Consider the following 18,714-nt stretch of genomic DNA (forward strand, 5'->3'; position numbering starts at 1 on the left):
ACCTCGCTGAATGGTTTCAGGGCCGCTTCGCAGCCCAGCGGGGATAAATCCCCTCACCACAAATGCGTACGACCCAACCCTTTCTGCGGTTCTCGCAAAAAAAAGCGGACAGCCTGGGCTGTCCGCAAATATGCGCACATAGAGAGGAGCTTATCGCAGACGCGTCAGAACGTAGACTGAATTTTCAGGCCAGCGACCAACGCGTTATCGACTTCATCCACACCGCCCGGATGGGTGATGTATTGCAGGTTGGGACGCACGGTCAGCCAGTTGGTGACGTGGAAGCCGTAGTTGAGTTCGTAGTTGTATTCGGTCTCACGAATCGGCGAGAACGCGGCGTTGTCGTAGTCGGACACACCGTTGGCAGCGTTCAGCAGTTCAGCGTTGCGCTTGACGTCCTTGTTGACGTGGATACGCGCTGCGCCAATACCGATGTCATCTTTCGGACGGGCATCGAACGGGCCTTTGTAGACAAACATCACCGACTGGTAGTTGTCGATGAAGTTGGTGTCCTTGTCGTGGAAGGTCGCGTTGGCGGCGATGTTCAGACCGCGAGTCGCATCACCGTTGTGGCTGGTGAGTTGCTGCTGCGCGACGAACCAGTAACCGCTTTTGCTGTTGTGCGATTTGTAGGCGTCACCGGTGGTCGCCGCGTCGAAACCGTTGACGTCTTCGCGAACGTCGTCGGCATCGGCCGTGCTCTTGTAGTAACCGACGCGGTATTCGCCCGGCAGGCTGTTGACCTTCGGCGACCAGACCAATTCAACCGGCAGAACGGTACCCTTGGTGCCACTGCCGCTGAGCTTGAAGCCGTTGCCGTGTTCCAGCTGCGACGGGTTCTGGTTGTACGCACCGATCTGCGCGTAGAGCTCGTCGTTGATGTTGTACTTCACGCGGATCGCGGCCTGGCTGACTGGCCAGTTGTACCAGATGTTGGTTGCCCAGTTACCCACTTGCGAACCGCAGAACGCGAGGTTCTGGAAATCGCACGGGAAGGTGTTGAAGTCTTCGCCTTCGCCGAAATAACCGGCCTTGACGTCGAGCTTGTTGTCGAAGAACTGGTGCTGGATCCACAACTGGGTCAGACGCACCATGTGGCCACGGCCGTAGACCTCCTGCGAGGAGCTGAGGGTGCCGGCACGCGGATCGCCAACGCGGTCGTTGGAGATGTTGTAGCCGTTACGGTTGGTCAGCTGGATCTTCGCTTGCGTATTGTCCCAGCCCCACAGCTTCTGCAGGTCGAGGGCCACGCCGAGGCCAAACTGGTCGCTGTAGCGGCCGGTCTTGTCGTCGTCATAACCCCCGTGCAGGTTGGCGCCCATCTCGCCAACGTAGTCGGCCTTGATGTCGATACCCTGCTCGATCAGCTTGGTGCGCTCGCCGCCCCAGTCGCCGGTCATCCATTTGGAGTCGGAGCTGAACGCATCCGCCGCCATCGCATTACCGGCCAGCACCAGTGCAGCTGCCGCAGAAACCTGGCAGATCAACCGGGCATTGACGTGTTTCTTTTTCATCCCTACATCCTCGTCTTTATTGTTATTAACTGTTTTTATCTAACGCGGTTTACATAAAGTGCAGTGCTCGACAGGCCGGACACCGCGTGCTCCTTATAGGAGTGAACCCTGTGGCGAGGGGATTTATCCCCGATGGGCTGCGTAGCAGACCCCGCTTTTATGGGGCCGCTGCGCGACCCAACGGGGATAAATCCCCTCGCCACAAAAGCTCGCTCCCACATTTGTTCCTCAGCGCCCCTTGAACTGGGCGACGTTCGCAGACCGCGCATCGGTCTGCGGTTGGCCGGCAGTGCCCAGACGCTCACCGGTGTTGGCATCAAACAACAACACTTTCGACGGATCGAACTGCAGCGTCAGGCTTTCGCCCACCTGCGGTGCCACGTCCGGCGCCAGTCGGCAGCAGACCTTGGTGTCATTCAGGTTGACGAATACCAGCGTGTCCGGGCCGGTCGGTTCAGTGACCTGCACTTCAGTGCGGATGCTCGGCAGACCATTGCCCTCGCCGTTCGCCAGGCAGATCTGCTCCGGGCGCAGGCCGAGGATCACTTCGCGATCTTCAAGCCCGGCGTCCTGCATGCTCATCGGCAATTCGCAACGCGCCTGGCCGCTGTCGAGCAGCGCCAGCAGACGACCGTCCTTGCGCTGCAAACGCAGGGGGATGAAGTTCATCGGCGGCGAACCGATGAAGCTCGCCACGAACAGGTTCGCCGGATCGTTATAGATGTCTTTCGGCGTACCGAACTGCTGAATGATGCCGTCCTTCATCACCGCGACTTTATCGCCCAGGGTCATTGCTTCGATCTGGTCGTGGGTCACGTAGACCGTGGTGGTTTTCAGGCGCTGGTGCATCAGTTTCATTTCGGTGCGCATCTCGACGCGCAGCTTGGCGTCGAGGTTGGACAGCGGTTCGTCGAACAGATAGATCTTCGGCCGCCGCGCCAGAGCACGGCCCATCGCCACGCGCTGTTGCTGACCACCGGAGAGCTGGCCCGGCTTGCGATTGAGCAGGTGTTCGATCTGCAACAGCTTGGCCACGCGGGCGACTTCTTCGTCGATCGCTGCCTGCGGCATCTTGCGAATCTTCAGGCCGAACTCGATGTTCTCGCGCACGCTCATGGTCGGATACAGCGCGTAGGACTGGAACACCATGGCGATGTCGCGATCCTTGGGGCTCATGCCGCTGACGTCCTGGTCACCGATCATGATCGCGCCGCCGGTGATGGTTTCCAGCCCGGCGATGCAGTTCATCAAGGTCGATTTGCCGCAGCCCGACGGGCCGACAAGGATCAGGAATTCACCGTCCTTGATCGACAGTTCGATGTTCTTCAGGGTATCCGGCAGGCCGGCCCCGTAGGTCTTGTTTACGTTGCGAAGTTCAAGCGTAGCCATGATTACCCCTTGACCGCGCCGGCCGTCAGCCCGCGCACGAAATACTTGCCTGCGACCACATAGACCAGCAGGGTCGGCAGGCCGGCGATCATCGCCGCTGCCATATCCACGTTGTATTCCTTGGCGCCGGTGCTGGTGTTGACCAGGTTATTGAGCGCCACGGTGATCGGTTGCGAATCACCGCTGGAGAACACCACCCCGAAGAGAAAGTCATTCCAGATCTGGGTGAACTGCCAGATCAGGCAGACCATGATGATCGGCGTCGACATCGGCAGAATGATGCGGCGGAAAATCGTGAAGAACCCCGCGCCATCCAGACGCGCAGCCTTGACCAGCGCATCGGGAATGCTCACGTAGTAGTTGCGGAAGAACAGCGTGGTGAACGCCAGACCGTAGACCACGTGCACGAAGACCAGGCCGGTGGTGGTGCTTGCCAGGCCCATCTTGCCGAGGGTGAACGAGGCCGGCAGCAGCACGGTCTGGAACGGCAGGAAGCAGCCGAACAGCAGCAGACCGAAGAACAACTGCGAACCACGGAAGCGCCACATCGACAGCACGTAACCGTTCAACGCACCGATGGCGGTGGAAATGATTACCGCCGGAACGGTGATCTTGATCGAGTTCCAGAAGTAGCCGTCAACCGTGGCCCAGGCCTTGACCCAGCCGATGCCGCTGACCACGGTCGGCCAGCTCAACAGGTTGCCGGTGCTGATGTCTTCCGGGGTCTTGAAGCTGGTCAGCAACATGACCACCAGCGGCACCAGATAGAGGAACACCGCGAGGATCAGCACCGCGTAGATCGCGATGCGGCTCAAGCTGATGGCGGGTTTGGCAGCGAGACTAGTCATTACGCTTGGTCCTCAGCTCGGAGTACAGGTAAGGCACGATGATCGCGAGGATCGCACCGAGCATCAGAATCGCACTGGCCGAGCCCATGCCCATCTGGCCGCGACTGAAGGTGAAGGAATACATGAACATCGCTGGCAGGTCGGAGGAATAACCCGGGCCGCCGGCGGTCATTGCCGCAACGAGGTCGAAGCTCTTGATCGCGATGTGCGCCAGGATCATCACCGCACTGAAGAACACCGGACGCAGGCTTGGCAGCACGACTTTCCAGTAGATGCGCGGCATGCTCGCGCCGTCGATCTGCGCCGCGCGGATGATCGATTGATCGACGCCACGCAGGCCGGCGAGGAACATCGCCATGATGAAGCCCGAGGCTTGCCACACAGCGGCGATCACCAGGCAGTAGACCACGCGATCGGGGTCGATCAGCCAGTCCAGACGGAAGCCTTCCCAGCCCCAGTCACGCAACAATTTGTCCAGGCCCATGCCCGGGTTGAGCAGCCATTTCCACGCGGTACCGGTGACGATCATCGAGAGCGCCATCGGGTACAGATAAATGGTGCGGATGAAGCCTTCGCGACGGATGCGCTGATCGAGGAAGACCGCCAGCAACACGCCGATCACCAGGGTGATGCCGATGAACATGCCGCCGAACACGGCGAGGTTCTTGCTCGCCACCCACCAGCGATCGTTGTCGAACAACCGCGCGTATTGCGCCAGGCCGGCCCACTTGTAGTTGGGCAGGAAGGTCGAGGTGGTGAACGACAGAATGAACGTCCACAGGATGTAGCCATAGAAGCCCACCAGCACGATGAACATGCTCGGCGCCAGCACCAGTTTTGGCAGCCAGCGTTGCAATGCATCGAACGGCGAGGCCTTGCTGAACACAGCAACAGAACTCATGGGGAAATCCACAATAAGGGTTTACGAAAGCATTCCCTTGTAGGAGTGAGCCCTGTGGCGAGGGGATTTATCCCCGATCGACTGCGCAGCAGTCGCGAAATCATTACATGCGGTATTTCACACACTGCACCGCTGCAACTTTCCGGGGTCGCTTCGCAACCCATCGGGGATGAATCCCCTCACCACAAACGCCCACTCCCACAGGGGCCAAGCATTACTTGGCCGACTGAACCGCCGCGCCGAGTTTCTTCGCCGCATCGGCCGGGTCGGCTTTCGGGTCGTTGATGTAGTTGGTGACTACGTCAAAGAACGCGCCTTGCACGGCCAGCGTGGTCGCCATGTTGTGCGCCATGCTTGGTTGCAGGCCGCCGGATTTGGCGTCCGCGAGGAAGTCCTTGGCAGCGGTCTGTGCGCAGGAGTCGAAGCCGAGCTTGTCCATGTTGTTCAACATGTCGTTGCGCACCGGGATCGAGCCTTTGTTGATGCTGAAGACTTTCTGGAAGTTCTCACCCAGCACGACTTTGGCAATGTCCTGCTGACCGGCCGCAGTGCCGGCGTCCTTCTGCTTGAACACGGCCAGCGAGTCGATGTTGTAGGTGAACGCCTTGTCGGTGCCCGGGAACGCTACGCACTCGTAATCCTTGCCGGCGACTTTCTTGGCGGCGGTCCATTCGGACTTGGCCCAGTCACCCATGATCTGCATGCCGGCCTTGCCGTTGATGACCTTGGCCGCTTCGAGGTTCCAGTCCTGGCCTTTGCCGTCCGCGTCCATGTAGGTCGCGACTTTCTTCAGCTCAGTGAGCGCTTTGACCATTTCCGGGCCGGTCAGCGCTTTGTTGTCGAGGTCGACCAGGGCTTTCTTGTAGCCGTCCACGCCCATGACCGAGAGCACCACCGCTTCGAACACGGTGCTGTCCTGCCAAGGCTGACCGCCGTGGGCCAGCGGAATGAAGCCAGCGGCTTTCAGCTTGTCGCCGGCGGCGTAGAACTCTTCGAGGGTGGTTGGATTTTTGGTGATGCCGGCTTTCTTGAAGACTTCCGGGTTGATCCACAGCCAGTTCACACGGTGAATGTTCACCGGCACGGCCACGTAATCACCGTCGTACTTCACGGTGTCGGAGACCTTCTTGTCGAGCAGGCTGTCCCATTTTTCCGACTTGGCGACATCTTTCAAAACGTCGGTGTCGAGAAGGCCGGTCGATGCCCATTCCTGGATGTCCGGGCCTTTGATCTGCGCGACGCCTGGCGGGTTGCCGGCAACGGCGCGGCTCTTCAGTACGGTCATGGCAGTCGCACCGCCACCCCCGGCGACAGCGCCGTCTTTCCAGGTGAAACCGTCTTTTTCGACTTGGGCCTTGAGCACATCAACAGCGGCTTTTTCGCCACCGGAAGTCCACCAGTGCACGACTTCGACCGAACCTTTGGAGTCGGCAGCGGAGACACTGAGCGGCAGGATTGCGAGCGGGAACAGGGAGGCGACAGAAATGACAGTAGCGAGGCGAGAAATCGCATTCATTCGAAATGTACCTTTCTTGTTGTTATGCATTGCAAGTCTGGTGCTTGCGCTGCACGGAGTTTAAACAGAGCGTTTCGCTTCGCAGGTAACGAAGGGACGCGTAAATGTCACGACATGGTTACACAGGAACAGGCCGCGACAACTGCGCCAAAGCCGTGGCCATGCTTGGCGCCAGCGGTAATCGTGGAATCAGCACAGCCTGCCAGGCGTGATACAGATCGGGCTTGCCCGGCCAGATATCGGCACTGGGGACATTCTGCGGATTGAGTTCGTGATGCCAGCTGCCGTTGCAGCGGTCGATGAAATTCGTCTCGCAGAAATCCCAGAACAGTCGGTACCAGGTTTCGTATTGCGCGTCGCCGGTGCGCTTGAGCAAAGCGCTGGCGGCGGCGCTGGCTTCGGCATGCGTCCAGTGCAGGCGATGGCGAACCACGGCTTGGTTATTCCAGTCGAGGGTGTAGACGATGCCCGGCGCGCCATCGACATTCCAGCCGTGGCGGCAATTGTTTTCGAAGAGTTTTTGCGCATCCACGGCCAGCCAGCCGGGCGTGAGCATGCCGGCTTGCACCCGTGCGGCCTCAAGGTGCAGGAGCAAGCGCGCCCATTCGAAACCGTGGCCCGGCGTGGTGCCGTAAGGACGGAAACCGTCAGCGGGGTTGTCGTGGTTGTATTCGCGCAGCGGTTGCCAGTCGCGATCGAAGTGTTCGATGACCATGTAATCGTTGGCCGCAGCGTGACCATGAATCACTCGTTCAACGATGCGCTGGGCGCGCACCAGCCAGCGTGGGTCTTCAGTGACATCAGCCAGCGCAAGGAACGCTTCGGTCGCGTGCATGTTGCTGTTGGCGCCGCGATAGGCTTCCTCTTCGCTCCAGTCGCGATTGAAGAATTCGCGCATGGCGCCCTCTTCTTCGCTCCAGAAATAAGTGTCGATGATGTCGATCGCGTCATCGAGCAAAGCCTGGGCACCGGGCCGTTGCGCGACTACGGCAGAGCTGGCGGCCAGCGCGACGAAGGCGTGCAGGTAGGCGTTCTTGCCGGTGTTGTCGTCGCGGTGTTCGGCAACTGCAAACCAGCCGCCGTGCAACGCATCACGCAATGGCCCGCGCAACGCGGCGATACCGTGGTCGACCAGTTCGGCAAACCCCGGCAGGCCCTGAATGTGGGCCATGGCGAAGCTGTGGGTCATGCGCGCGGTGTTCATGGTTTCGGCTTGCGCGTGCGCCGGCAAACGGCCGCGTTCGTCGAGATTGCCGAAACCTTCTGGCAACTTCGCCGCCTTGGCGAAATCCAGCAGACGCAGGCCTTCGGCAGCGAGCCATTGCTGGTGGGCAGGAGCGTTCAGCCAACTGCTGAAGTCTGGGTGAAAGGTGTCCATCGCGTGACCCTTTTTTGTTGTTAGGACTGCGGGCAGTCTAATCAACGGGCCGGGGCGGGCTTGTAACGAAGGGGACGGGGTTTGTCACGGGCCTGTGACATTAGCAAAGCAAAGTCAAAAGATCGCAGCCTTCGGCAGCTCCTGCATTTGAAATGCGTTTCCATGAGCTGCCGAAGGCTGCGATCCTTTGATCTTCAATCAACCGAGCGCGGCAACTGCAACGTCACCCGCAACCCACCCTCACGCAGATTCTGCAGCGTCACCTCGCCGCCATGGCTGTGGGCAATATTGCGCGCGATACCCAGACCCAGTCCGTAGCCCTGCTGTTGCCCCGCCAAACGGAAATGCGGTTCGAACACTTGCTCCAACCGCTGCTGCGGTACGCCCGGCCCTTCATCGTCGACGTGCAGAACAAACGCGCTGTCATCGTCATCGATGTGCAGATGCGCGTTCTGCCCGTATTTCAAGGCGTTGTCGATCAGGTTGCCGATGCAGCGCTTGAGCGCCAGCGGTTTGCCCGGGTACGCCGACAGCGCGCGGCCATGTTGAGTGACGCGGCCATTGCCGTTCGGCGCCAGGTAAGGCTCGACCAGACAATCGAGCACATGATTGAGATCCACCGGCTCGATGTTCTCGTGGATGTCGGTGTCCTTGACGCATTGCAGCGCGCCTTTGACCAGCAGCTCCAGCTCATCCAGATCGCGGCCGAACTTGGCTTGCAGCTGTTCATCTTCGAGCAGTTCGACGCGCAAGCGCAGGCGCGTGATCGGCGTGCGCAGGTCGTGGGAAATCGCGCTGAACAACTGGCTGCGTTCGGTCAGGTAGCGGCTGATGCGTTCGCGCATGGTGTTGAACGCGCGGCCGACTTCGACCACTTCACTGCCACCACCCTCCGCCACCGGCTCGACATCGGCACCCAGCGACAGATCCCGCGCTGCTCGCGCCAGGCGCTTGAGCGGCCGGCTCTGCCAGTGCACCAGCAAACCGATGAACAACAAAAGAAAGCCGCTGGTGAGGACGATAAACCACACCTGCTGCGCCGGCAGGCCTTGCTCTTCGAGACTGGTGTAGGGCTCGGGCAGCAACGAGGCGATGTACAGCCACTCCCCCGGAGCCATTTGAATCTGCGTGACCAGCACCGGCGGATTCACCGGCTCCAGGGTCAGCGCGTAATGCGCCCAGGAGCGCGGCAGCTCATCAAGTTTCAGCCCGGCGTTGAAAATCCGCAGGTCTTCGGGGCTGACGAAGGTCACCGAAATGTCCGTGTCATGACCGAGGGACTGGCGCAGCACTTCGTCCACTGCTTGCATCACCGCAGCCTTGCGCGGCGTCACCGGCAGCACGTCCATGCCCAGCGGCTTGTCATTGAGCGTCACGACAAATCGGGTGCCGCCCATGCTGCGCAATTGATCGAGCACCAGCGGCCGATAGGCCACCGGCAAGGAACGGAAATAGCTGACGCTGGCGGTCATCGAATGCGCCAGGCTGCGGGCACTGGTGACCAGGCCTTCGAGCTGGGTGGCGCGCAGTTGCGAGACCCAGATCACGCTCGACAGCGTCTGCGCGAACAGCACCGCCAGCAGGGTCAGCAGCAACATTCGCCCGAGCAGTGAGCGCGGCACCGGCACGCGGCTGGCGAACTTGCGCAGCGCTTCAGTGAGCATTGCCGGCAACCACATTGGCTGCCAACTGATAACCGCTGCCGCGCACGGTGCGGATCAGCCGTGGCGGTTTCTCGGTGTCGCGCAGGCGTTGGCGCAAACGGCTGACGGCCATGTCGACGATGCGATCGAGCGGCATCAGATCGCGGCCACGGGTGGCGTTGCCGATGGTGTCGCGGTCGAGGATTTGCTGCGGGTGGTCGAGGAACAGTTTCAGCAAAGCAAAATCGGCGCCGGAAAGAATCACTTCCTCGCCGTCGGTGTGGAACAGCCGATGACTGACCGTGTCCAAGCGCCAGTCGTCGAAAGCCAACACTTCACTGCCGCTGCGTTCGTGGGCGAATTGCGCGCGGCGCAGCAGGGCCTTGATCCGCGCTTGCAGTTCGCGCGGGCTGAACGGTTTGCCGAGGTAGTCGTCGGCGCCGAGCTCCAGACCGATCACCCGGTCGGCTTCGTCGGAACTGGCGGTCAGCATGATGATCGGCACCTGCGCCTGACGCGGATGCTGGCGCACCCAGCGGCACAGGCTGAAACCGTCTTCGTCGGGCAGCATCACATCGAGGATCACCAGATCGCTCGGCGCCTCGTTGAGGGCCTGACGAAAACCGGCACCATCGGCGGTGGCCCGCACCTGAAACCCGGCGCGGGTCAGGTAGGTTTCCAGCAACTCGCGTATTTCCTGGTCGTCATCGACCAACAATATCGACTTGTTGACTGAGCTCACTTCGAAGGCATCCTTGTTGTTGGAGTTGGGGCGGATTATGCCTTAAGCGCTGATTTTACAAACACCACAAAACCATTGTGGGAGCGAGACTGCTCGCGAATCGGTTTTACCTTCAACACATCTGTTGACTGATACACCGCTTTCGCGAGCAGGCTCGCTCCCACAGGGATGATTGCAGTTCAGGTTCGGGTGGCCTGGTCCAGCGCCACACCGGCGCCGACCAGGCCGGAATACGGCGCGGTCACCAGCCACACCGGGATGCCTTTGAAGTAGTGGCTCATGCAACCCTTGTCGGCGAAGCAGCGGGCGAAGCCGCTTTCGAGGAAGAAATCGGCGAACCGAGGAATCACCCCGCCAACGATAAACACGCCGCCGCGCGCGCCGGTGGTGAGCACGTTGTTGCCGGCGACGCGACCGAGCCAGCAGCAGAATTGCTCGAGCACTTCCAAAGCGATCGGATCACCGGCAAGGCCGGCGGCGGTGATCGCTTCCGGCGTCTCAAGCTTCGGCTCATGGCCATCCACCGCGCAGATTGCCCGGTAAAGGCGCGGCAGGCCGCCGCCGCTCAACGCGGTTTCCGCGCTGACATGGCCGATCTCGTTGTAGATGTGTTGCCACAGCTGCGTTTCCCGCGGGCTGCTCAGCGGCAGGTCGACGTGGCCGCCCTCGCCCGGCAACGCGGCAAAGCGCCCTTCGCCGAGATCGAGCAAAGTGCCAACCCCCAGGCCAGTGCCCGGGCCGATCACCACCGCCGGGCGCAACGGCTCCGGCGTGCCTTCGCAAACCACGCGGAATTCGCCGGGCTGCAAGCGGGTCATGCCCAGCGCCATCGCCGAGAAGTCGTTGGTCAGCAACAACTGCTCGACCTGCAAGGTCTTGCAGAATGCGCTGCGGCTGAGCCGCCAGTGATTGTTGGTGAATTTGAATTCATCGCCACTCACCGGACCTGCCACCGACAGGCACACCGAGCCGATCGAACCCGGCGCCAGCCCGAGCCCGCTCAGGTACAAGGCGATTGCCTCTTCCGGGGTGGCAAAGTCGGCCGTGGCCAGCACCTGAACCGATTGCAGTTGCTGGTTTTGCCACAACGCGAACCGCGCGTTGGTGCCTCCGATGTCACCGACCAAAGCCAGTTTCAATTAAGCGTCTCCAGGGCAGAAGTGAAGGCGCTGGCGCCCTGCTCCGCCGAGCTGAAGGCCATGCGCATGAAGCCAAACAGCTCGCGGCCGCTGCCGATGTTGTTGCCCAACAGGCCTTTGGCGGGTTCGCGCGCTGCAAATTCGGCGGCGTCGACCTTCAGTTCCAAGGTGCCTTTGACGCCATCGACGCGGATGATATCGCCCTCTTGCACGCGCGCCAAAGCGCCACCGACATAAGCTTCCGGGCTGACGTGAATCGCTGCGGGGATTTTCCCCGACGCGCCGGACATGCGCCCGTCGGTCACCAGCGCGACTTTGAAGCCGCGATCCTGCAATACGCCGAGGAACGGCGTCATCTTGTGCAGCTCGGGCATGCCGTTGGAACGCGGGCCCTGGAAGCGCATCACCGCGACAAAATCCTTCTCCAGCAGACCGGCCTTGAATGCGTCCGCCAGGTCCTGCTGATCCTGGAAGACCATCGCCGGTGCTTCGACGATCTGGTTCTCCAGCGCAACGGCGGAAACCTTCATCACCCCGCGACCGAGATTGCCTTCCATCACCCGCAGTCCGCCTTCTTGCGAGAACGCACGGGACACCGGACGCAAAATGTTTTCGTCGAGGCTGTTGGTCGGGCCTTCGCGCCAGACCAGTTCGCCGTTATCGAGGAACGGCTCTTTGGTGTACTGGCTCAGGCCGTGGCCGAGCACGGTGTTGACGTCTTCGTGCAGCAGGCCGGCGCCAAGCAGTTCGCGGATCAGGAACGACATGCCGCCCGCGGCCTGGAAGTGGTTGATGTCGGCTTTACCGTTCGGGTAAACGTGGCTCAGGGTCGGCACGACTTCGGAGAGGTCGGCCATGTCCTGCCAGGTCAGTTGGATGCCTGCGGCCATGGCGATGGCCGGCATGTGCAGGGTGTGGTTGGTCGAACCGCCAGTGGCGTGCAGGGCAACGATGGAGTTGACCAGCGCCTTCTCGTCGACGATTTCGCCGATCGGCATGAAGTTGCCGTTCTGCTTGGTCAGGCGCGTGACCTGATGCGCGGCTTCACGGGTCAGCGCGTCACGCAACGGTGTGTTCGGGTTGACGAAGGACGCGCCCGGCAGGTGCAGGCCCATGACTTCCATCAGCAACTGGTTGGTGTTGGCGGTGCCGTAGAACGTGCAGGTGCCCGGGCTGTGGTAGGACTTCATCTCCGATTCCAGCAGCTCTTCGCGGGTGGCTTTGCCTTCAGCATATTTCTGCCGGACGTCGGCTTTTTCCTTGTTGGAAATCCCCGAAACCATCGGCCCGCCCGGCACGAAGATCGTCGGCAGATGGCCGAAGCGCAGCGAACCCATCATCAGACCCGGAACGATCTTGTCGCAGATGCCGAGCATCAGCGCGCCGTCGAACATGTTGTGCGACAGCGCCACGGCGGTCGACATGGCGATCACTTCGCGGCTCGGCAGGCTCAGTTCCATGCCCGGCTCGCCCTGGGTCACGCCGTCGCACATCGCCGGGGTGCCGCCGGCGAACTGGCCGACCGAGCCGATTTCGCGCAGGGCGTTCTTGATCTGTTGCGGGAAAACTTCGTACGGCTGGTGCGCCGAAAGCATGTCGTTATACGAAGACACAATGGCGATGTTTGCCGAGTTCATCATCCGCAGGCTGTGCTTGTCTTCAGTGCCGCAACCGGCCACGCCGTGGGCGAAGTTGGCGCATTGCAGCTTGCCGCGCATCGGGCCGTCGGTGGCGGCGCCGCGAATCAATGCAAGGTAAGCCTGACGCGTGGCGCGGCTGCGGGCGATAAGCCGTTCGGTGACCTCAAGAACGCGGGGATGCATGTGTAGAACTCCAGGCTAACGGATGTGGCGACCTGATTGTCTATGCTGGTCAAACGCCGTTGTTGTTGGAATGACAGACGGCTTTTTTGACCATTCGGACCAGTTGATTCAGGTCACTCGTTGTAGATAAAACAAAATATTGCCACTAAAAAGGCTTGTTTTCTATTTTTATGCGAATAATCTTGTAATTCCAACAACAAAACGACGGCGGCGCTGTTCCATGACTCTTCGAATTGCAATCAATGGTTTCGGCCGCATCGGCCGTAATGTCCTGCGCGCACTGTATACCCAAGGCTATCGTCAAGACCTGCAGATCGTCGCGATCAATGATCTGGGTGACAGTTCGATCAATGCCCATCTGCTCAAATACGACACCGTCCACGGCACGTTCGACGCCGAAGTGGCGCACGATAACGAAAGCCTGACGGTCAATGGCGACCGCATTGCGGTCAGCGCCATTCGCAACCCGGCCGACCTGCCGTGGGCCGCAGAAAAAATCGACGTAGTGTTCGAATGCACCGGTCTGTTCACCGACCGCGCCAAAGCCGCCGCGCACATCAGCGCCGGCGCCCGCAAGGTCATCATTTCTGCCCCGGCCAAAGGCGCCGACGCCACGGTGGTTTACGGCGTCAACCACGACATTCTGCGCCAGTCGCACCAGATCATTTCCAACGCTTCGTGCACCACCAACTGCCTCGCGCCAGTGGCGCAGGTGCTGCATCGCGAGCTGGGGATCGAAAGCGGCCTGATGACCACCATTCACGCCTACACCAACGACCAGAACCTCACCGACGTCTATCACAGCGACCCGTACCGCGCCCGTTCCGCCACGCAGAACATGATCCCGAGCAAGACCGGCGCGGCCGAAGCGGTAGGCCTGGTGCTGCCGGAACTGGCGGGCAAACTGACCGGCATGGCCGTGCGTGTACCGGTGATCAACGTGTCGCTGGTCGACCTCACCGTGCAACTGAAGAAAGAAGCCAGCGCCGACGAAGTCAACGCCCTGCTGAAAGCGGCGAGCCAGCATTCGAAAATCCTCGGTTACAACACCTTGCCGCTGGTTTCCAGCGACTTCAACCACAACCCGCTGTCGTCGATCTTCGACGCCAACCACACCAAGGTCAGCGGCAAGTTGCTGAAAGTGCTGGCCTGGTACGACAACGAATGGGGCTTCTCCAACCGCATGCTGGATAACTGCCTGGCGTTGTGCAACGCCGAATAATCCCAGCCGGCCCCCAATCCTTGTGGGAGCGAGCTTGCTCGCGAAAGCGGTTCCTCAGTCGACATTCAAGCGCCTGACACTCCGTCTTCGCGAGCAAGCTCGCTCCCACAGGGGTTTCTGATTTCAATTGAAATCAACGCTTGACCATTCAGCTGGATGATAAGCATTATCATTCGCTCGAAATGGAGCAGGTCCTCCCGTGAGTCAATCGCGTTTCAACCACGTCTTCCTCGCCCAGCGTACTTCCCTGCTGCGCACGCTGGAACGGATGGTCAACAATCACAGCACCGCCGAAGACCTGTTGCAGGAGACCTACCTGCGCGTGACCCGGGCGTTGAGCGAACGGGCCATCGATCACCTTGAACCCTTTGTCTTCCAGACCGCGCGCAATCTGGCGCTGGACCATTTGCGTGCGCGCAAGATCCATGCGCGGACCATGGTCGACGATGTACCTCAGGACGTGGTGCAGAGCATCGCCGCGCCCGCCAGCAGCGCCGAAGACGCCGCCCACGCCGAACAACTGCTGGAGCGCTTGAACGTGAGCCTCAGCCAACTCAGCCCACGCCAGCAGCAGATATTCATCCTCAGCCGCCTGCACGGGCACAGCTATCAGGAAATCGCCGATGAACTGAAGGTGTCGCTGAGCACTGTGCAGAAAGAACTGAAACTGATCATGTCGATCTGCATCGGCGTCGCACAGCGACATGAAGGCAGCGGCAAGCTTTGAGCTACAAACGGCAAGCTTCAAGCGGCAAGCTTCAAGCGGCAAGCAAAAACGAAATGCAGTAACGCACTCCGGCTTGCAGCTTGCAGCTTGAAGCTAGAAACTGCTTCTAGCCAGAAGCCCTGAGGAACCACCGTGACGGACACCCACCGCTCGCCTTCGCCCGATTCGGCGCGGGACGCTGCAGCTGCAATGGACCAGGCGCTGGACTGGCTCATCGTGCTCGGCAGCCCGGATGAGGAACAGACCCGGCAATTTCATGCCTGGCTGGCGGCTGATCCGTTGAATGCCGAGGCATTCGCCAAGGCCCAGGCGATCTGGGACGGCCCGCAAGTCGCACTGTGCGCCGAAGCCCTGGCGGCAAAACCGGTAAAAATCACTTTTCTCAAGCGCTTGCGCCCGCACTGGAAACCGCTGGCCACCGCTGCGGTGTTGATCCTCGGGCTGTTCAGTTTCAGCAACCTGCCGATGCGCATTCAAGCGGATCACCTCACCGTGGTTGGCGAGCGTCAGCGGCTGCAACTGGAGGACGGCTCGAAGGTTCTGCTCAATACCAATTCGGCGTTTTCCAGCACCATCAACGATCAACAACGTGTGGCGCGGCTGTTTCAGGGCGAGGCGTTTTTCGAGATCGCCAGCGGGCGCAATCAGCCGCTGGAGATCGACGCAGGTCCGGTAACGGCTAGCGTGCACGACACCGCATTCGCCGTGCGCTACCTCGACGGGGTCGCACAAGTGAACGTGCAGCGTGGCGATGTCGATCTGCGCGCCACCCACAACGATGCCCGGGTGCGCCTGCGCGCCGGGGAAAGCATTCGCATCGGCCCCAACGGATTTGATCGCCCGGCCAAGCTCGACGCCAATGCCGATCTGGCCTGGGTTGAAGGCCGCCTGGTGTTCGAGAACTGCCCGCTCAATCAGGTGCTGGCCGAGCTGCGCCGCTACTATCCGGGCTGGATCATCAACAACAACGAGCAATTGGCCGACGTCGCCGTCACCGGCAATTACCGTCTCGACCAGCCGCTCGACGTGGTCCGCTCCCTCGCTCACATCACCTCGGCACGCCTGCAGGAATTCCCTGCGCTGGTGATTCTGAACTGAATGAGAATTATTTTTACTCGATAGCCAACGACAGTACGTCTCGTTATAGCCAATGCAATTGATTCGCATCTAACCATGCCGATCTGCACCTATAAAGATTCGTGCGACACGGAGCGCTATCGATGTCCTCACGCCTTACCCGCCAGACTGCTTCCCCTTCCCGCGTACTGTCGCTGCTGACTGCGGCCATCCTCATGGCCGGCACCGCGCCGCTGCTCGCCGCCGCCGAGCAACCGGCGCGCAACATGGGCGATTACGCCTTCGCCATCGGCCAGCAACCACTGGTTTCGGCATTGAATGCCTTTACCGCCGTGACCGGTTGGCAGGTCGGTTTGCCGGCCGAGTTGGGGCAGAACGTCTCGTCGCCGGGCGTGCGCGGTTCGCTGCCGCCGGAGAAAGCCCTCGAGCGCCTGTTGGTGGGGACCAACCTGAGCTTCCGCAAACTGAGCAACAACAATGTCGTGCTGGAAAAACGCAACAGCAGCGGCACGCTCAATCTCGATCAGGTGACCATCAGCGCCACTCGCCAGGAACAGTCGGTCAACAGCGTGCCCTCGACGGTCAGCGTGCATGATCGCCAAGCGCTTGACCGCAACAACGTCAACACGATCAAGGATCTGGTGCGCTACGAGCCGGGCGTTTCCGTTGGCGGCGCCGGGCAGCGTGGCGGCATCAGCGGCTACAACATTCGCGGTATCGACGGCGACCGCATCCTGACCCAGGTCGATGGCGTGGAAATCCCCAACGGCTTCTTCAACGGCCCCTACGCCAAGAGCCAGCGCAACTACGTCGACCCGGAAATCGTCAAACGCGTGGAAATCCTCCGTGGCCCGGCCTCGGTGCTGTACGGCAGCAACGCCATTGGTGGCGCGGTCAGTTACTACACGCTGGACGCCGACGACATCATCAAACCGGGCAAGGACGTCGGCGCGCGCCTGAAAAGCGGTTACAGCTCCGCTGATGACAGCTGGCTGAAATCCGCCACCGTCGCCGGCCGCAGCGGTGAGTTCGACGGCTTGCTGCATTACAGCCAGCGCGACGGACACGAAACCGAGTCCTTCGGCGGCAACAACGGCACCGGCCTTGCGCGCACCGCCGCCAACCCGGAAGACGTGCGCGCGACCAACGTCCTGGCCAAGCTCGGCTGGAACTACAACGACGATTCGCGCCTGGGCCTGACCTACGAAAAGTACAAGGACGATCGCGACACCGACCAGAAAAGTGCCTACGGCGGCCCGTATTTCAACGGCGCGCCGACCATTCCGAGCAGCATCCTGCCCGGCGGCATGTACCAGTGGCGCACCGGTAACGACACCATCACCCGCGAGCGTTTCGGCATCGAACATTCGTTCGCCCTCGACAGCCTGCTGGCCGATAACGTCAAGTGGAGCCTCAATCACCAGATCGCCAAGACCGACCAAAGCACCGAAGAGTTCTACTACCCGATCACTCGTAAGGTGCTGCGTACCCGCGACACCATCTACGAGGAAAAACAGTGGGTATTCGACGCGCAACTGGACAAGGCCTTCGCCATCGGTGACACCGATCATCTGCTGACCTACGGCACCACGATCAAGCAACAGAAGGTCACCGGTTCACGCAGCGGCGACGGCACATGCCTGGCGGTCGGTCGCGGCTGCACGGCGATTGGCGCGACCAGTGCGGCGGACGTGCTGGCCAAGGCCAGCGATTTCCCCGATCCAACCATCAACACCTACAGCCTGTTCGCTCAGGATCAGATCAGCTGGAACGACTGGACCTTCCTGCCGGGCCTGCGCTACGACTACACCCAGCTCAAGCCGCACATTACCGAGGAATTCCTCAACACCGTGAACGCCGACGGCCAGGGCACGGTCAGCGACAAGAACAAGACCTGGCACAAAGTCTCGCCGAAATTCGGCCTGACCTATGCGCTGACGGAACACTACACCTGGTACGGGCAATATGCCGAAGGCTTCCGCACCCCGACGGCGAAAGCGCTGTACGGACGTTTCGAGAACAACACCAGCGGCTACACCGTCGCGCCCAACTCCGACCTTGAGCCGGAAAAAAGCAAAGGCTTCGAAACCGGCCTGCGCGGCAATTTCGAGCAGGGCTCGTTCGACGTCGCGGTGTTCTATAACAAGTACCGCGACTTCATCAACGAGGACGCGGTCAAGCCGGGCGACGATCAGTTGACGTTCCAGAGCAACAATATCAAGCGCGCCACGATCAAGGGCGCGGAGGTCAAAGGTCGCTTGAACCTGGATGCGTTCGGTGCGCCGCAAGGTCTGTATACCCAGGGTTCGATCGCCTACGCCTACGGTCGCAACAACGACAACGGCGAACCGATCAACAGCGTCAATCCACTTACCGGGGTCTTCGGTCTCGGTTACGACCAGGACACCTATGGCGGCCTGCTGAGCTGGACGGTGGTGAAGAAAAAGGATCGCGTCGACGACAGCAACTTCAAGTCGCCGGACGGCGTCAGCAGCCAGTTCAAGACCCCGGGCTTCGGCATTCTCGATCTGACCGGCTATTACAAGGTGACCGACGACGTCACCGTCAGCGGCGGCGTCTACAACCTGACCGACAAGAAATACTGGCTATGGGATGACGTGCGCGGATACGACAGCGTCGGCGAAGCCTCGGTGACGCAACCGGCCAACCTCGATCGCCTGACCCAACCGGGACGCAACTTCGCGATCAACCTGATCTGGGACATCTGATCCGCTCCGGCCTCACTGCGCGCGTTATCGCTGCGCAGTGAGGTTTTTTTACTGTCCGGCGCCCAC

At 60.9% G+C, this 18,714-nt stretch carries 14 protein-coding genes; 4 read left to right on the forward strand and 10 right to left on the reverse strand.

What is annotated here, in order from left to right; genetic code table 11:
• Positions 1-164: 164 nt before the first annotated feature.
• From ACZ0AZ_RS02280 to edd, 10 genes are all read right to left on the reverse strand, one after another.
• Positions 165-1,514: a carbohydrate porin gene (locus ACZ0AZ_RS02280; protein ID WP_463538641.1), complete on the reverse strand. Its 1,350-nt coding sequence runs from the start codon at positions 1,512-1,514 to the stop codon at positions 165-167.
• A gap of 228 nt (positions 1,515-1,742) precedes the next feature.
• Positions 1,743-2,903, reverse strand: coding sequence for an ABC transporter ATP-binding protein (locus ACZ0AZ_RS02285; protein ID WP_129997488.1), 1,161 nt, complete (start codon positions 2,901-2,903; stop codon positions 1,743-1,745).
• A 2-nt stretch (positions 2,904-2,905) separates the two neighbouring features.
• Entirely contained in the window at positions 2,906-3,751 is an 846-nt protein-coding gene (locus ACZ0AZ_RS02290) for a carbohydrate ABC transporter permease (protein ID WP_039758116.1), read from the reverse strand.
• Positions 3,744-4,652, reverse strand: a complete 909-nt coding sequence (locus ACZ0AZ_RS02295; RefSeq protein WP_042607263.1) for a carbohydrate ABC transporter permease — start codon at positions 4,650-4,652, stop codon at positions 3,744-3,746. Before ACZ0AZ_RS02295 ends, ACZ0AZ_RS02290 begins: the two co-directional genes overlap by 8 nt.
• A gap of 214 nt (positions 4,653-4,866) precedes the next feature.
• The gene (locus ACZ0AZ_RS02300) at positions 4,867-6,168 is read right to left on the reverse strand and encodes an ABC transporter substrate-binding protein (RefSeq protein ID WP_024014061.1); all 1,302 of its coding nucleotides are present in this window, start codon (positions 6,166-6,168) and stop codon (positions 4,867-4,869) included.
• 118 nt (positions 6,169-6,286) lie between these two features.
• The gene (locus ACZ0AZ_RS02305; protein WP_463538642.1) at positions 6,287-7,546 is read right to left on the reverse strand and encodes a D-mannose isomerase; all 1,260 of its coding nucleotides are present in this window, start codon (positions 7,544-7,546) and stop codon (positions 6,287-6,289) included.
• A 194-nt stretch (positions 7,547-7,740) separates the two neighbouring features.
• A complete protein-coding gene (locus ACZ0AZ_RS02310) occupies positions 7,741-9,210 on the reverse strand; it encodes an ATP-binding protein (protein ID WP_039758121.1) in 1,470 nt (489 codons plus the stop codon).
• Entirely contained in the window at positions 9,200-9,931 is a 732-nt protein-coding gene (locus ACZ0AZ_RS02315; RefSeq protein ID WP_039758123.1) for a response regulator, read from the reverse strand. The genes ACZ0AZ_RS02310 and ACZ0AZ_RS02315 overlap by 11 nt, the downstream gene beginning before the upstream one ends.
• A gap of 179 nt (positions 9,932-10,110) precedes the next feature.
• Positions 10,111-11,070: a glucokinase gene (locus tag ACZ0AZ_RS02320; RefSeq protein ID WP_463538643.1), complete on the reverse strand. Its 960-nt coding sequence runs from the start codon at positions 11,068-11,070 to the stop codon at positions 10,111-10,113.
• Entirely contained in the window at positions 11,067-12,893 is a 1,827-nt protein-coding gene (gene edd / locus ACZ0AZ_RS02325) for a phosphogluconate dehydratase (protein WP_129997491.1), read from the reverse strand. Before edd ends, ACZ0AZ_RS02320 begins: the two co-directional genes overlap by 4 nt.
• A gap of 220 nt (positions 12,894-13,113) precedes the next feature.
• Between edd and gap the strand changes: the two genes are divergently transcribed.
• The 4 genes from gap (at position 13,114) to ACZ0AZ_RS02345 (ending at position 18,648) form a co-directional block, all read left to right on the forward strand.
• Positions 13,114-14,115 carry a type I glyceraldehyde-3-phosphate dehydrogenase gene (gene gap / locus ACZ0AZ_RS02330; protein WP_016773526.1) on the forward strand — a complete coding sequence of 334 codons (1,002 nt, stop codon included), beginning with the start codon at positions 13,114-13,116 and terminating at the stop codon, positions 14,113-14,115.
• 199 nt (positions 14,116-14,314) lie between these two features.
• Positions 14,315-14,842: an RNA polymerase sigma factor gene (locus tag ACZ0AZ_RS02335; protein WP_116658598.1), complete on the forward strand. Its 528-nt coding sequence runs from the start codon at positions 14,315-14,317 to the stop codon at positions 14,840-14,842.
• A gap of 132 nt (positions 14,843-14,974) precedes the next feature.
• The gene (locus tag ACZ0AZ_RS02340) at positions 14,975-15,940 is read left to right on the forward strand and encodes a FecR family protein (RefSeq protein WP_024014066.1); all 966 of its coding nucleotides are present in this window, start codon (positions 14,975-14,977) and stop codon (positions 15,938-15,940) included.
• A 122-nt stretch (positions 15,941-16,062) separates the two neighbouring features.
• The gene (locus ACZ0AZ_RS02345) at positions 16,063-18,648 is read left to right on the forward strand and encodes a TonB-dependent receptor (RefSeq protein WP_463570982.1); all 2,586 of its coding nucleotides are present in this window, start codon (positions 16,063-16,065) and stop codon (positions 18,646-18,648) included.
• The last annotated feature ends 66 nt before the right edge of the window (positions 18,649-18,714 follow it).

It is taken from the genome of Pseudomonas sp. AC239, from assembly GCF_979258545.1.

Bases quoted from the DNA above. Each gene is read 5' to 3' on its own strand.
- ACZ0AZ_RS02280 (WP_463538641.1), bottom strand. From the start codon at position 1,514: ATGAAAAAGAAACACGTCAATGCCCGGTTGATCTGCCAGGTTTCTGCG.
- ACZ0AZ_RS02285 (WP_129997488.1), bottom strand. From the start codon at position 2,903: ATGGCTACGCTTGAACTTCGCAACGTAAACAAGACCTACGGGGCCGGC.
- ACZ0AZ_RS02290 (WP_039758116.1), bottom strand. From the start codon at position 3,751: ATGACTAGTCTCGCTGCCAAACCCGCCATCAGCTTGAGCCGCATCGCG.
- ACZ0AZ_RS02295 (WP_042607263.1), bottom strand. From the start codon at position 4,652: ATGAGTTCTGTTGCTGTGTTCAGCAAGGCCTCGCCGTTCGATGCATTG.
- ACZ0AZ_RS02300 (WP_024014061.1), bottom strand. From the start codon at position 6,168: ATGAATGCGATTTCTCGCCTCGCTACTGTCATTTCTGTCGCCTCCCTG.
- ACZ0AZ_RS02305 (WP_463538642.1), bottom strand. From the start codon at position 7,546: ATGGACACCTTTCACCCAGACTTCAGCAGTTGGCTGAACGCTCCTGCC.
- ACZ0AZ_RS02310 (WP_039758121.1), bottom strand. From the start codon at position 9,210: ATGCTCACTGAAGCGCTGCGCAAGTTCGCCAGCCGCGTGCCGGTGCCG.
- edd (WP_129997491.1), bottom strand. From the start codon at position 12,893: ATGCATCCCCGCGTTCTTGAGGTCACCGAACGGCTTATCGCCCGCAGC.
- gap (WP_016773526.1), top strand. From the start codon at position 13,114: ATGACTCTTCGAATTGCAATCAATGGTTTCGGCCGCATCGGCCGTAAT.
- ACZ0AZ_RS02345 (WP_463570982.1), top strand. From the start codon at position 16,063: ATGTCCTCACGCCTTACCCGCCAGACTGCTTCCCCTTCCCGCGTACTG.